Here is a 14,453-nt window from a genome sequence, read left to right as displayed (position 1 = left end):
TAATTGATGATTGCCATTGAAAAAATTTTATCTATAAAAATATTCGTAAACAGACTTGCTGTTGTTGTAGCAATTGATAAAACTAGATAGGGAAAATTAATCCCAGGATATAATCAAAAATTTGCATCTCACCTACTTTTCTCTTTCACTACCATGCAGGTATATTGCAGCAAGAAGCACGTTAATAATCATAATAATCGGTTTTGTACTCACTGCGGTGAACCCTTACCTTTATCTGTTGGTCAAATTATTGATCATCGTTATGAAGTGGTGCGGATATTGGGACAAGGGGGTTTTGGTCGGAGTTATTTAGCTGTGGATAAACAAAACTCCCAGCAGGAATGTGTGCTGAAGGAGTTTGCACCCCAAGTGGAAACACCCCAAGAGTTACAAAAAGCTAAGGAACTTTTTGACCGGGAAGCAAGTGTGTTGAGGAAAATTAGGCATTCCCAAGTTCCCCAGTTTCATACTTCGCTACAAGCCAAAATCGGGACAAAGGATTTTTTCTTTTTGGTACAGGATTATGTGGAAGGTGATAATTATTACGACATTTTAAATCAGCGGTTGAGTCAGGGAAAGACTTTCAGTGAGGAGGAAGTAATCAATCTTCTGCATAATATATTACCTGTCTTGTCTTATATTCATTCATTGGATATAGTTCACCGTGATATCTCTCCCGATAATTTGATTTTGAGACGTGGGGATAATTTACCCGTGTTGATTGATTTTGGTGGTGTAAAACAGTTACCGGCTTCTCAAGGTTTTTGGTTTACGCAGTTAGTAGGAAATGCGACGTTGCTGGGGAAAAAAGGGTATGCACCAGAGGAACAATTAAGACAGGGAAAGGTATTTAAAAATAGTGACTTATATTCTTTAGCGGTAACGGCTTTGGTATTAGTGACTGGGAAGGAACCCCAGTCTTTATATGATAGTTATAACGGTGTGTGGTATTGGGATAAAGAAATTCAGGTGAGTCCCAAGTTAGCAACTGTCTTAAAAAAGATGGTGGCATATAAACCAAGCGATCGCTATCAAAAGGCTGAACAGGTACTAAAAGATTTACCTACACCCACTGCCATGACAGTGGCAAACGCAAATACAGTGACACCTGTCAAAACTATGCCACCTCCTGTGCATCACCAAAATCCTTATATTACTCGGATGAGAACTAATGTTGTGGCACCTGGTATAAAAGGGGTCAAGGCTATTAGCAGCCGTTTTCATACGAGAACCCAAATGGTAGTGCAGCAAATACCCATGCCAGAATGGTTGCGTCCTTTTGCAGTCAGTTTTCTCGGCACAAGTGCGATCGTTTTAACATGTGCAGGTGTTTGGGCTACTGGTAGTTATGCGGTTAAAGCTGTGTCATCGATTACTGTTCCTTCACTGGAATTGCCCAAAATTCCTACGATTGATAGTCCCAGTGGAAACCCAAAAAATAACAAAACTAGCAAGCGGGAGATTCAACAAGTTTTTGCTCGTTTGCAACAGTTAAATATCTCTTCAGGATTTTTCACAAAAACTGTGAATGAAAGATTTTATACACAAAGACCAAATTTGCAAGGACGCAGTTTAACTAGTAATCCTGAAGATGCAGCCTTGCGGGAGGAATGGAATAGCATTGCTGATGATTTATTGAATAAAATAGAACAAGCTCAATTAAGTACATCAGCCCGCCGCAAATTAGGTAGTTATTCTCAAACGGACTATCAACGTTGGAGACAATTAGCCCAGTCAGGAAGACTAGGTAAATATCAATCAATGGATGAGTTCAAAGCAGATGTCTATGCCAAATTTGAACCGTTGTTTCCTGACCAACAACGTGGTCAACTAAATCAGGAGACTTTCTTGCAAATTTGGTATGCCATGGCTGCTGATACAGCTAGTCAAGCACAGTAACAGGAGAATATTAACTTGCGGGTAACTATCGGGGCGATAATCAGGTTAACGCTATTGTTTTTATCCATGTTGGCTTTTGCTGTGTGGTTAAAGCAATCTGGTGCAATTGAGAATGCACAGTTATTAGAAACTCTTTATCGCCAAGGCAATTATATTGAAGCAGTATTATGGACTTTATTTGCGATCGCATTTCTAGTTTATAGTTACAAGCGCCCATCTGTAATTGCTCAACGTAAAAATCAGTTTACAGCTTTGGTTTTTTTCCTATTTGGATTATCTGATGTGGTGGAAGTGCAAACTGGGGGATGGTGGAAGCCTTGGTGGTTATTTTTATGGAAAGCCAGTTGCGTGATTACGCTGATAGCTTGTTTTGGGGATTATTGGCGAAATCTACCATCAAAGCACGATTCATGAAATTGCACAGGTGACAGATGACCAGTGCTAGGGTGAGAATAAAATCTGACAGCTAACAACTGACAACGGAACTAATGACCAATCTTTATTGTTCACAGGGACACCAAAATCCCCCAGGTAGTCGCTTTTGTCTTCAGTGTGGTGAGAAAATAGTGGCAACACCTATCAACTATGGTATCCAACCAGGACAAAGTTTAAGCGATCGCTATGTGATTGTCCGTCAACTGGGACAAGGGGGGTTTGGGAGGACTTATTTAGCAGAAGATACCAACCGCTTTCGGGAACCTTGCGTTTTAAAAGAATTTTCTCCCCAAGTCCAAACTCCCTATGTGGTACAGAAAGCAGAGGAATTGTTCCAGCGGGAAGCTAGTGTTCTTTATCGATTGCAACATCCCCAAATTCCCCGGTTTCGAGAAATGCTGAGGGTGAATTTGCAAGGCAAGGAATATTTATTTTTAGTTCAAGATTATATAGAAGGTCAAACTTATAATTCTTTATTAAATAGCCGCAAACAACAGGGTTTAACATTTACAGAGTTAGAAGTGCGTCAGCTATTACAGCAAATTTTACCTGTACTAGAATATATCCACTCTTTAGGTGTAATTCATCGTGATATTTCCCCAGATAATTTAATGCTGCGGACTGCTGACCAGTTACCAGTATTAATTGATTTTGGTGGTGTGAAACAAGTTGCAGCAACGGTGGCTTCTCAATATTATCAATCAGGATCAGTTACTTCTCCCCCAGCAGCCACATTATTGGGAAAAATCGGGTTTGCACCACCAGAACAGATGCAAACTGGTATTGTTTATCCCCACAGTGATTTATATGCCTTAGCGGTCACGGTGTTAGTGTTACTGACTGGGAAACAACCACAGGAATTACTGGATACCTATAATTTAACTTGGCATTGGCGCAGGGAAATCACTGTTAGTTCTGCATTGGGCCAGGTATTAGATAAAATGTTATCTACGGCATCAAGCGATCGCTATCAATCAGCCCGTCAAGTATTGTTAGCCCTGAATCCCCAACCAGTCAATTATCCTGAAACTCAGCCACCTATCAGCTATCAGCAAACTCAAACTCTCCCACCCAGTCAAGTTCCCACCTCTGGGACAGTGGCAGTTTCTCCCCCTATTTCTCCCTCACTTCCAGCTTCTTCCTCTTCACCTCCCAGTCGCTGGACACCAACCCTAACTTTCTTCACAACTTTGGTGGTAGCGGGAATTGTTGGTGTGACTTGGTGGGGCATTAATAACGGCAAAAAGATAAATGGTAGTAACCCTGATGTGACAGCTAGTTCCACTCCTAGCCAAACTCAAACTCAAGATCCCTTAGCTAATTATTCCCCAGAAGAAAGACGACGCAAACAAAAATTGAGCGATCGCCGTCAACAATTAGGTATAGATTATAACTTTTATATTGGTTTAGTCAATCAAATTTTTTGGCAAGAAAACCCCAACCTCAAAGGACGTACACTCACCGACAGTCCAGACGATGAAAGTGCAAGGGAAAAATGGGATCAAACAGCGGCAAAATTATTGAACAAGCTGGAGTCTATTAGTTCTAAATCACGGCGATTATTGGGTACTTACACCTCCGCAGAACGCGATCGCTGGAAAGTGGCCATTAACCAAGTTAATGTTGGTAGTCGTTCTTTATATGATTTGGGGGATGCTGCTTTCTTACGTATTTTCCCTGAACAAAGAAGTCAAGATTTTATCGATGAACCAGTGGGACAGGTCTGGTATGCCATAGTTAATGATAAATTCAATGCCATTGTGGAAGGTAGCGCCTTGGCAAAAATAGTTTTTGACACTGGTGCTACTAGTAAAACTGTGAGTGGGACTCTTTCCCCCGGAGGAGGAAAGGTCTTCATTGCTGAACTAGCAAAAGAGCAAAATATGGAAATGGAACTAGAGGCCAATTCCCAAGTTTTGCTATCAATTTATTCTCCCTCTGGTAAAGTGACGCTATTGCAAGATTCCAAACAGCGTAATTTATCTACAACCTTGCCAGAAAGCGGATTTTATGAATTTGTCATTGTTTCCAATGCTTCCCAAGCAGTAGATTATCAACTGACTGTAACCGCAGAAAATCCCCCAGAACCGGAACCTACAGAAACTCCGACAGAAGAACCTACAGAAGCACCCACAGAAGAACCTACACCAACTCCTCAAGATACTCCATAAAAAATAAAATATTGCGGCTAATATACTAGTTTGAAAATGATGACAAGAACTGATAAATGCTGACTAGACCTCTTGTAAAAGTCCTTCGTTGTATTCTTTCAAGATGTCCACTCTAATTTGATGATCAAAATTCTCAATTCCAAAATATTCCTATAGATAATTTATCAAAATGGTAGGGTGTGTTATTGCCACGCCTAAAGCATCGCACAATCAGGCTAATTCAGACCAATTATCACTTTTTTAAAGTTCAAAATCTATATAACCTGAGCACACCTTACTTTTACCAATTCCATAAAAGAATGCGACAGATGCGTAGGTTGGGTTGAACAAAGTGAAACCCAACGTTTACAAGGTTTTAGAGTGTTGGGTTATGCCTTTGCTACGCAACGCTACCGCGAACGGCACACTGCGTGTTCACGCAGTGTCCCGCAGGGATACGTACCTCAACCCAACCTACATCTGTAACAATCATTTTTTAAATTGGTATGAATCTTGACTGTATATTCCAGTTTTTTAATGTCCAAGACATTAAGATTTATTAACAGTTGTGAGATTTTGATTTAGCGACTTCAAAGCAGTTGATAATTTCTCTTTATTAGGTTTAGCTGCTTTCAGTCCAGCCTTGATTTCATCGGCATTATCTTCAATTTTTTTATAAGCATCCGGTGATTTATCTTTAACACCATCCTCAACCTTTGACCAAAAATCCTCAAATTTATCAAATTCTGCTTTTGCTTTGGTAAAGTTACCTGCATTTACATCTGTGGTGGTACTGTTAACAACACCTAATAAAGCATCAAAATTTGTTTTTGGAGTAGCATTATTAGCTGTTGTGCCAGTAGTTTTAGCAGGAGTTTCTGCTGTAGAATTTCCCCCTGGAGATGATTGTGTAGTTGTTTGTTCTCCACTACTACATCCCACCAAAGAAATTAAACTAATTCCAGCAATGATTAAGATTTGAAAATACCGTTTCATCATCTACTTTCCTTTGATATACAAGATTTGGGATTTTACAGTCATTCTTTGACCAATCCAGCATACCTGAATGCTGAAACTAGAAACCCAGAGATTAATGAATAATTTAGTTTCCAGAAATCAAGAATGATGTAAACTCACCTCAGATATTGACCATACATGATAGCCCTGAAAAGGTAAAAAAATCGGTAAAGAAAAACAGCGTCTTGCCTAATTTTCTCACCATACTGGTTGACTTTAAAATTAGTATTTACACCTATCAATTGTTCTACTACTACTAGATAAAAACTATGAAACGTTCATTTCGCAAGTATCACCGTCTTCTAGGTCTAATTATTTCCCTACCACTAATTCTCACAGTATTCACAGGGATGTTAACAACTATTGTTCGTGAGTGGTCTATGAATATAGGTGTTCCTGCTAGCTTACTTCTCAGCATTCATACCGGCGAAATATTTCATCTAGAAGGAATTTATCCTATTTTAAATGGTATAGGGTTGATTGGATTATTAGTAACAGGATTAAGTATGTCCGGATTATTTGCTAAAAAAAACCGACCAAATTCTCAAAATTAGGGATGCAATGGTAAATGTACCTGACAGCACTTACCTGCGCTAACTTGACTTGTAACCATTATATCTTCAGTCTAGGTTTTAGCGATCGCATCAGCTACAGCTAATCCTAGACCAAAACAAGCTTCCCTTTCAGTTCTTGCTTAATCTACTCACCAAAAAGCATGGAAAATTAATAGACATCTGGTGGTAATTAAATGTGCGTGGTTTGAAACCCTTGTAGAGATGTTCCTCTGGAACGTCTCTGCATTCATTTTCACCAGAGGTCTAATGGTATCTGTTCAAGAGTTATTGTCTTTTCACATCTTACAGTAGAGATAACTGCTCATTCGGTGGGTTAAATCCCATATGGTCGTAAGCAGCTTTAGTCGCAACACGACCGCGAGGAGTACGACTTAAATAGCCAATTTGCATCAAATAAGGCTCATATACTTCTTCGATAGTTTGGGTGTCTTCTCCCGTAGCTGCGGCAAGGGTTTCTATGCCCACGGGGCCACCATTGAAGTTTTCAATAATTACACTGAGCATTTTTCTATCTGTCCAATCCAAACCGCAGGGATCTACTTGGAATAGTTGTAAGGCTTCTGCTGCAACAGGTTGACTAATTTCCTTACATGACTTAACCTCTGCATAATCACGGACACGCTTAAGTAGTCTATTTGCTATTCTCGGCGTTCCCCGTGAACGTTTGGCGATTTCTGTCGCACCTTCTGGAGTCACAGGTGTGTTGAGTAATTCGGCGGTACGCAGAACAATTTTACTCAATTCATCAATTTCGTAAAACCGTAATTTTTGAATTAAACCAAAGCGATCGCGTAAGGGTGATGTGAGCGCACCTACACGGGTTGTAGCGCCCACTAAGGTAAACTTAGCCAAGGAAATACTTCTGATTCTCGCACTAGAACCCTTACCCACCGTAATATCTAAACGGTAATCTTCCATCGCTGGATACAAAATTTCTTCCGTCATCCGCGACAAGCGATGAATTTCATCCACAAATAACACATCTCCAGCTTTGAGATTTACCAACAGACCAACAATATCTCTTGGACGCTCCAAAGCGGGGGCGCTAGTAATTTTGCAATTTACCCCCATTTCCGATGCCAAAATCATCGCCATTGTGGTTTTACCCAACCCAGGGGGGCCATACAACAGCAAATGATCCATCACCTCACCCCTGGACTTAGCAGCTTTAATGGCGATATCCAGCACATCCTTCAAGTCTTTTTGACCAATGTAATCAGCAAAGCGATGGGGACGGATACTTTCTTCTTGTTTATCTGTTTCCTCCACCGTGGCTTGCGACTGCAAAATATTTTCATCTGGTGGGGGCGGACTTTTTTTAGACTTTGCTTTTGCCTTTACCTGAGATTCTGGTTGTCCATCTGATTCAGGAGGCTGTTTTCTGGAAGAAATAATCGCCATAATCTCAATTGTGTCAGTGGTCAGTGGTCATGTGTCATTGGCCAGTGGTCAGTAGTCATTTGTGATTTGTCATTTATTCTTCCCTACTGTCACCTGTCACCTATTACCCTATTACCTTTACAATTTATATTCCGAACAACTACCAGGAGTGTAAAGTCACTATGTTATCTAAAAGAATCTTACCTTGCTTGGATGTCAAGGCGGGCAGGGTTGTAAAAGGAGTTAACTTTGTTGACCTCAAAGATGCAGGTGATCCGGTAGAACTGGCTAAGGTTTACAACGATGCAGGTGCAGATGAGTTAGTGTTTCTGGATATTACAGCTACTCATGAAGACAGAGACACGATTATTGATGTTGTGTACCGAACCGCTGAACAGGTCTTCATTCCCTTAACTGTGGGTGGTGGGGTGCAAAGCTTAGAAAATGTTAAAGCTTTGTTACGCGCCGGAGCAGATAAGGTTAGTATGAATTCTGCGGCAGTACGAGATCCTGACCTAATTAACAGAGCAAGCGATCGCTTTGGTAATCAGTGCATAGTTGTTGCTATTGATGCTAGGCGAAGACTTGACCCTGAAAACCCTGGTTGGGATGTGTACGTGCGTGGTGGCAGGGAAAATACAGGTATTGATGCCCTCTCTTGGGCAAAAGAAGTAGAAAAACGTGGTGCAGGAGAGCTATTGGTAACGAGTATGGATGCTGATGGCACTCAGGCTGGTTACGATTTGGAGTTGACGCGAGCGATCGCCGAAGCTGTGGAAATTCCTGTAATTGCTTCTGGTGGTGCGGGTAATTGTGATCATATTCATGCTGCCGTCACCCAAGGGAAAGCAGAAGCTGCCCTCTTGGCATCATTGTTACATTATGGGCAATTAAGTGTGGCACAAATTAAAAATTATTTGCATGAACGCGGCGTTCCTGTCCGCACCATTCTTTAAACCCAAATGTAGCGACCAAGTTCATCACTTCTGGATTCCCCACAGTTGCCTCAAGGAATGTTAATATTAGGGTACTAGTATTAAGAATTATTAAAAAATATGTTGATTCCTATTTTACTTTTTGATGTGGCGCTGGTGGCTTGGTCACTGCACTTAATGGAGAAAGCCTTTGAACATAAGGAGTTTTCCCTCATGCTAGCTGGAACTTTAGTCGCCTTAGCCGCAGCAGCTATGTTGGTAGTGTACTTCCTCATGGGCAATTGTATGAGCTATTTATTAAAAGTTGCTTAACTGCTCACCCAGGTCAAAATTAATTTGGCTAAGGGTTTGGAGAATATGAGATGCTAAAGAAAAAATAAAATTTGACAAAAATAAATTATTAAGCCATAATCATTAATGTATTTTTCGGGGTTATAGCGCAGTTGGTAGCGCACCTCAATGGCATTGAGGGGGTCAGCGGTTCGAATCCGCTTAGCTCCATTCAGAATTAAATCAATAGTCCTCAATTATTGTGACTTTACCCATAACTTTGCCTGTGTGGCAGCAAGGATGATTTTTGCTGTCATCAATCCAGCCGTAGTGTTGATATACATCTGGTAAACTAAATGTATAAGATAAGCTGGGGCAATTATGTCTGATATTAAAACAGAGTTAACACAGAACTTAGACGAAGCCGAATGGGAGTGGCTAATTCCCCATGCACAGAGAGACGCAGTGATTGTCGTAGCTGATGGTTTAGACTTGCTAGATGTAGGAGAAGCGATCGCTAGTGATAACACCGCCTCAGTTCAATTATGGATTGATGAGCAATTAATTACCAAACCTTCACCAGCACAGTTGGGAGAATGGAATAGCGATCGCACCAAACGGTTTAATGCTTTGATTGTGGAACCTTATGTACTGGTACAAGAAAAACCAGCAGCATAACACAAAAACCTCCATAATCAACTAGCCAAAGAATATCTAGAAAAATTATACAAATCTCTAGGTCGTTAAGAAAATTGATTACAGCAATTGATTAATCAGCATTTTGTTGTAACCAGTTTTCTAAATCAGCCATAGCAGAAAAATCAAAAATACTTTCCCCTAATGTTTCTAATTGAGAAATTGATAATTGACGAATTTGTGATGTAATTACTGGGTCTAGATTACCAAAACGCTTTGATAGTTGACGAATAACTAAATTAGCTTCTCCTTGTTGTTCACCTTGTTGCACACCTTGCTGCAAACCTTCTTTGAGGATTTCTTGATACCAGGGTGATTCTCTTAATACTGTCATATCCCACCTCATGATTTGTTGAACTATTGGTATTTCGAGGACAAATGATGCAAAAAATGATAATAATGGTTCTAAATCGCTTAATTGTTCATTTTCTCGCAGTTTAATGACTGCTTCTCTGACAATTGCTTCTTCACCACCTCCTTTGAGAATTGGTACAAAGGGTAATAGACTTGCTAAATTTTCTTGAAATACTAAACTAGCTTCAATTTCCCAGAGATTAATTACTCGATAGTCTTGATAACTTTTCACTCCCATAAATTCGTGTTGATAGAAGTTGGGAATGTTGGGTGTTTTGGTATGGGGTAAAATATTGATAAGTACAGGATAAATAGGTAAATTATAGCGTTCTCTGGCTAGAGCAATATAAGCCGTCATTCTCAGAGGCATTGTCTCGTTATAACGCAATTGTAGCTCATTGAGAATTAAAAATTCTCCTTGTGGATTTTCGACTTTTATGAGTACATCATTATCGCGGCTAACCCATTGAAACTCTGAAGAAATAAATTCCTTAACCCGAATATCTTTTCTTTGTGTTACCCATTGTACCCAATTATCCGGGGCGAGACTTATTAGGCGTTTACTACCAATGTCTACTTTTTTGGTCATGAATTAATAAATGGAAAATTAAAAATAAGGGGGTAATTCTTAATTGAGTTAGTATCACTGTATCAGAAATGCCTAATGCTTTGAGTTTTGAATTCTGTTGATAATTCCCCTCACTGTCTCAGCATCGGGGGATTGGATACGCTGTAATATCTCCAAAGACTGCTGTAAATATTCCAGTGCAGTCACAAAATTTCCTTTTTCATCTGCTAACAACTGCCCCAACATTGCCAACGTTATCGCTTGACCTTGAATATCCCCAATACTTTCTTTGATTTCTAAAGACTGCTGGTAGAGGGTAATCGCATCGTTGGTTTTTTCCGTGTTGGCGTAGAGATTAGCTAATTGGTGCAATGTCGCGGCTTTACCTTGAACATCCCCAATATCTTCAGTGAATTCTAAAGACTGCTGGTAGAGGGTAATCGCATTGTCAATTTTTCCCGTGTTGGCATAGATAATAGCTAATTGGTGCAACGTCGCGGCTTTAGTTTTGACATCCCCAATGCCTTCAGTGAGTTGTAAAGACTGCTGGTAGAGGGTAATCGCATCGTCGATTTTTCCTATGTCGGCGTAGATATTAGCTAACCCGTGTAAAGTCGCGGCTTGACCTTGGACATCCCCAATATCTTCAGTGAGTTGTAAAGACTGTTGGTAGAGTGTGATCGCATCGTCAATTTTTCCTGTGTTGGCGTAGATATTAGCTAACCCGTGTAAAGTTGAAGCTTTACCTTGGACATTGTTAATGCCTTCTTCGATTTTTAAAGACTGCTGGTAGAGTGCGATCGCATTGTCGATTTTTCCCGTGTTGGCATAGATAATAGCTAGGTTATGAATAATGGCAGCTTTGTCTTTTTCGTCCTTTGCTGGACAGAGTTCTAGTGCTTGTTGATAATGTTGCTGTGCTTGTTCAATTTCTCCAAGTTCTTTTTCAGAACGAGCTAAATTACCAAGAATTGTATAGCTTTCAACAGTATCTAAAGTAGATTTGCATAGATGTAAGGTTTCACGAAATCGACTTTTATTAATCCAGTTATTTGCCAAAATCGTTCCAACTTCTGAGGCAATTTCCCCTTGTTTCCCCAACAACGCTAACCGATGAATTTCTAACTTTTCTTCCTCTGTTGAACTTTCTGCTTCTTCCCACCACAGACGGTACAACACCTCAGCCGCTTGTTGATGCAGTGTTTCTAAATTAGTAGGTAACTTTAATGGCAAAATTCGCGGTACACGCAAAGACTGATCAGGACTAACTTCCAACAATCCCAACGCCACTGCGCGATTGATATAATCTGCCAAATTGGGGATATGTTCACAAACTGCGGTTAATGCTTCCCTGGGGACTGGTAACTCAAACACCAAACCCAGCGTTAACATTTCCTGCATCGTTTCATCCATTTGTTGCAGCAAAACGTCAGCTAAAACCTGTTCTCGCAACTCCACCGCATCAACTTCTAAACGATTGAGAATTGCCACCACATCAACACTATCAACACTCTTATCCCCCATCCTCGCTTGCGGGGAGGGGGTTAGGGGGTGGGGTTCTGCTTGCAAAATCTTATCCAACCATTCCAACAACCGAGGATTTCCATCAGCTAACCTCTTCGCTTGAGATTTCAAATTTTCATCTACCTGAGATGATGTTTTAAAAGCCTGAAGACGATTACACTTTTTTCTTAAATCTGCCCCCCGCATCCCTTCCAAGGGCTGTTTATAGAAATACTGCAACTTGCTAAATTCAAAGTCATAACGACAGGTGAGAATTAAGCGGTGATTGGTGTATGTTTCCCGAATTGCCCAAACCAAAGCCGTTAAAACCTCTGCTGCTGCTGTTTTCAACACAAAGCTATCCTGACGAGGTTCTAAATTCACCTCAAAATCATCCAACACTAACAAAAACGGCTTTTCCCCTGCGTCCGGCAACTGCTGAAATACCCGCTTCAACCTAAATTTCAATTCCTCATCAGGATTTTGTAGCTGTTTGCGTTGTTCGTTATCATCCAACTTTTCCACCAACCGACTAACTAAACTTGGTTCATCAATTCTCCCTACCAAGACAACACGCTGAAAAGTTGGTAGTCGGTCACAAAGTCTAGCTGCTAAACTACTTTTACCTAAACCACCCATGCCATGAATTAATACCCCTATTTCTTCTGTGGATTGAGTCAACCTCTTTAAACAATTTTGCAACTGACGACGACGACCTACAAAACTCTCACGGGTGCAGACTTTTGTTTTTTGAGTTACAGGATCTAAAAATTCGGTGCTAACAGAAGGTGGAGGGGGAGCATCCCAAATGTGTAAGTTTATTTTTTGCTTGAGTTCAAGACTTGAAATAAACGAACCACGTTCGCGAAGCGTGCCGAAGGCATAGGAGCGAAGGACACGTTCGCGTAGCGTCCCGTAGGGATAGGTAAGAAGGAAGAAGAGAGTTTTTGGTGTTGCTGCGGTTATTTTTGCAAAATTGGGATGCTCCCGGTGGAGGTGCTGGTTTCCATCCAGAAGTACCTTTAGGTTTCACCAATTCCCCTGGTATACTATCTGCGGCATATAATCTTAATAAATGCCAATCTCGCGCCTTGTTTTTGATTAATGTTTGATAGGTACTGGCAACCGCTTCGGTAATTTGCTTTCCTGCTGCTAATTCTTTATATAATGTGGCTGCGGCTTCTGTCGCATCAGATTCTAAAACCTTTTGTCCCCATCCTAAAACGGCTTTTGCACCAGCATTTAGCAATTCTTCTGCCATTGAAGGCACAGAACCATAATTAGCACCATCACCACCAACTTGTCCAGTGCGACAACCAGAAAGGAAAATCAATTTGGGTAATCGAAATTGTAGTGCTGTAGCGATATCATCTGCACTAGCATAATCAGCTTCTCCGGTTTCCGTTTCGGTAATAAACTGGGGTTTACCATCGCTAATTGTGGCATGACCGGTAATATGGAAAATATCAAAATAATCTTTACCGTAATCTGCAACTAAATAACCCAACTCGGAATCATCTGCACTAGCATAATCAGCTTCTCCGGTTTCCGTTTCGGTAATAAACTGGGGTTTACCATCGCTAATTGTGGCATGACCGGTAATATGGAAAATATCAAAATAATCTTTACCGTAATCTGCAACTAAATAACCCAACTCGGATAAACAACCGCTTTCTTCTACTGTCAAAGCTAAAGGTTGTCTTCCTGTGGCTTCTAAAATTCGTGGTTCTTCTGCTTCATAATCTAAAATTGGTTCTACTCCTTGGGGAGAAGTAGCCATAAATAAGACTTCCAAAGCGCGGTTTTCTGGGTTTTTCTCTACAGTTAACGTTTTTACCGTGTTCGACGATACCCACCGCACGGGTATAATTGACCGTTGCACCAGAAAGCTTTTACCATCGTGCAGAACTTCCCAAGGTAAATGGGCAAGTTTTTCAGCCGTTGCAATGGCTAAAATGATTCCTTGACGCTGATACTGGTTGATGAGTTTTTGTAACCATCTGTCACTCCCATCTAACCAGTTATACAGCCGTTGTCCTGTGACTGAGTAATCTTCAGCATAAGAGGAAACGTAATAATCTCTTTCTGCTAACTCGATTAAATCGGTAATTTCGCTCAAGGAGAGCGACCTTTTTTCGTATTTGTTGTAATTATCAGTAAAGTAGCGTAACTCTACGTAATTACCTGCAATTTCCTTCAGGTCAAGGTGAAGAATCTGCACGGGATGATTTTAGTATCTAAGATTCTAAAATTTGGCGAATTTGCTCAATTGTGGCATTTTCTAACAGTAATCGTCTACCATTACGACCGACAATCAGAACTTTAGCAATTCTTTTACCCGACTGGTTCTGTTTATACTCTAAATACCATTTACGAATTTGTTCGGCAATGGCAATTGTCCCACCAACTAAACCAACTATAGTTGCTACTGTGGTAATGACTGCCTCTTTTTTGATATCTTCCGACTCTACAGTATAGTTACCAGTTATACCCTCAATTGCTAAAAGCTCTTCTGTAGCTTGGATGGCATCTTCACCTTCAATAGCAAATTTAATTTCTGTCATAAATTTAGCTAAAAATATCACTTAATAATTACAATACTATCGTCATAAAACTTACGCTAAAGAATAGTTATTAGCATAAATACCGCAGATTTTACTTGAGTTACAAC

At 40.4% G+C, this 14,453-nt stretch carries 13 protein-coding genes and 1 tRNA gene; 8 read left to right on the top strand and 6 right to left on the bottom strand.

The window, feature by feature from the left end; all coding sequences use genetic code 11:
- Positions 1-153 precede the first annotated feature (153 nt).
- The 3 genes from H6G73_RS08015 (at position 154) to H6G73_RS08005 (ending at position 4,505) form a co-directional block, all read left to right on the top strand.
- A complete protein-coding gene (locus H6G73_RS08015; protein ID WP_190603070.1) occupies positions 154-1,899 on the top strand; it encodes a serine/threonine-protein kinase in 1,746 nt (581 codons plus the stop codon).
- Between the two features lie 66 nt (positions 1,900-1,965).
- Positions 1,966-2,313 (top strand): hypothetical protein, encoded by a 348-nt coding sequence (locus tag H6G73_RS08010; protein ID WP_206756231.1) that lies wholly within the window; start codon positions 1,966-1,968, stop codon positions 2,311-2,313.
- Positions 2,314-2,387: 74 nt separating this feature from the next.
- Complete coding sequence (locus tag H6G73_RS08005) at positions 2,388-4,505, top strand: serine/threonine-protein kinase (protein ID WP_190603065.1); 2,118 nt, start codon at positions 2,388-2,390, stop codon at positions 4,503-4,505.
- Positions 4,506-5,033: 528 nt separating this feature from the next.
- Here the strand turns inward: H6G73_RS08005 and H6G73_RS08000 are convergent.
- A complete protein-coding gene (locus tag H6G73_RS08000; protein ID WP_242034144.1) occupies positions 5,034-5,483 on the bottom strand; it encodes a DUF4363 domain-containing protein in 450 nt (149 codons plus the stop codon).
- A 287-nt stretch (positions 5,484-5,770) separates the two neighbouring features.
- Between H6G73_RS08000 and H6G73_RS07995 the strand changes: the two genes are divergently transcribed.
- Positions 5,771-6,055: a peptidase gene (locus H6G73_RS07995; RefSeq protein WP_190603063.1), complete on the top strand. Its 285-nt coding sequence runs from the start codon at positions 5,771-5,773 to the stop codon at positions 6,053-6,055.
- Between the two features lie 303 nt (positions 6,056-6,358).
- On the opposite strand, the gene ruvB is transcribed toward H6G73_RS07995, so the two are convergent.
- The gene (gene ruvB / locus H6G73_RS07990; protein WP_190603060.1) at positions 6,359-7,477 is read right to left on the bottom strand and encodes a Holliday junction branch migration DNA helicase RuvB; all 1,119 of its coding nucleotides are present in this window, start codon (positions 7,475-7,477) and stop codon (positions 6,359-6,361) included.
- A gap of 161 nt (positions 7,478-7,638) precedes the next feature.
- On the opposite strand from ruvB, the gene hisF reads away from it, so the two are divergent.
- The 4 genes from hisF (at position 7,639) to H6G73_RS07970 (ending at position 9,339) form a co-directional block, all read left to right on the top strand.
- Entirely contained in the window at positions 7,639-8,412 is a 774-nt protein-coding gene (gene hisF, locus H6G73_RS07985; RefSeq protein ID WP_190603052.1) for an imidazole glycerol phosphate synthase subunit HisF, read from the top strand.
- A 99-nt stretch (positions 8,413-8,511) separates the two neighbouring features.
- Positions 8,512-8,703: a hypothetical protein gene (locus H6G73_RS07980; RefSeq protein ID WP_190603042.1), complete on the top strand. Its 192-nt coding sequence runs from the start codon at positions 8,512-8,514 to the stop codon at positions 8,701-8,703.
- A gap of 116 nt (positions 8,704-8,819) precedes the next feature.
- Positions 8,820-8,892, top strand: a tRNA-Ala gene (locus H6G73_RS07975).
- Between the two features lie 150 nt (positions 8,893-9,042).
- Positions 9,043-9,339 carry a DUF2288 domain-containing protein gene (locus H6G73_RS07970; protein WP_190603039.1) on the top strand — a complete coding sequence of 99 codons (297 nt, stop codon included), beginning with the start codon at positions 9,043-9,045 and terminating at the stop codon, positions 9,337-9,339.
- A gap of 91 nt (positions 9,340-9,430) precedes the next feature.
- Here H6G73_RS07970 and H6G73_RS07965 read toward each other — a convergent pair whose 3' ends face one another.
- From H6G73_RS07965 to H6G73_RS07950, 4 genes are all read right to left on the bottom strand, one after another.
- Positions 9,431-10,300 (bottom strand): DUF4351 domain-containing protein, encoded by an 870-nt coding sequence (locus tag H6G73_RS07965; RefSeq protein ID WP_190603034.1) that lies wholly within the window; start codon positions 10,298-10,300, stop codon positions 9,431-9,433.
- A 72-nt stretch (positions 10,301-10,372) separates the two neighbouring features.
- Positions 10,373-12,592, bottom strand: a complete 2,220-nt coding sequence (locus tag H6G73_RS07960; RefSeq protein ID WP_256443822.1) for a tetratricopeptide repeat protein — start codon at positions 12,590-12,592, stop codon at positions 10,373-10,375.
- Positions 12,593-12,617: 25 nt separating this feature from the next.
- Positions 12,618-14,003: a CHAT domain-containing protein gene (locus H6G73_RS07955; protein ID WP_313947379.1), complete on the bottom strand. Its 1,386-nt coding sequence runs from the start codon at positions 14,001-14,003 to the stop codon at positions 12,618-12,620.
- Between the two features lie 16 nt (positions 14,004-14,019).
- Positions 14,020-14,346 (bottom strand): hypothetical protein, encoded by a 327-nt coding sequence (locus H6G73_RS07950; protein WP_190603032.1) that lies wholly within the window; start codon positions 14,344-14,346, stop codon positions 14,020-14,022.
- Positions 14,347-14,453 lie beyond the last annotated feature (107 nt).

The sequence above is a fragment of the Richelia sinica FACHB-800 genome, from assembly GCF_014698825.1.
GTDB lineage: Bacteria > Cyanobacteriota > Cyanobacteriia > Cyanobacteriales > Nostocaceae > FACHB-800.
The sequence above is the reverse complement of the archived record's forward strand: the minus strand, read 5'-3'. Positions and strand labels throughout refer to the sequence as shown.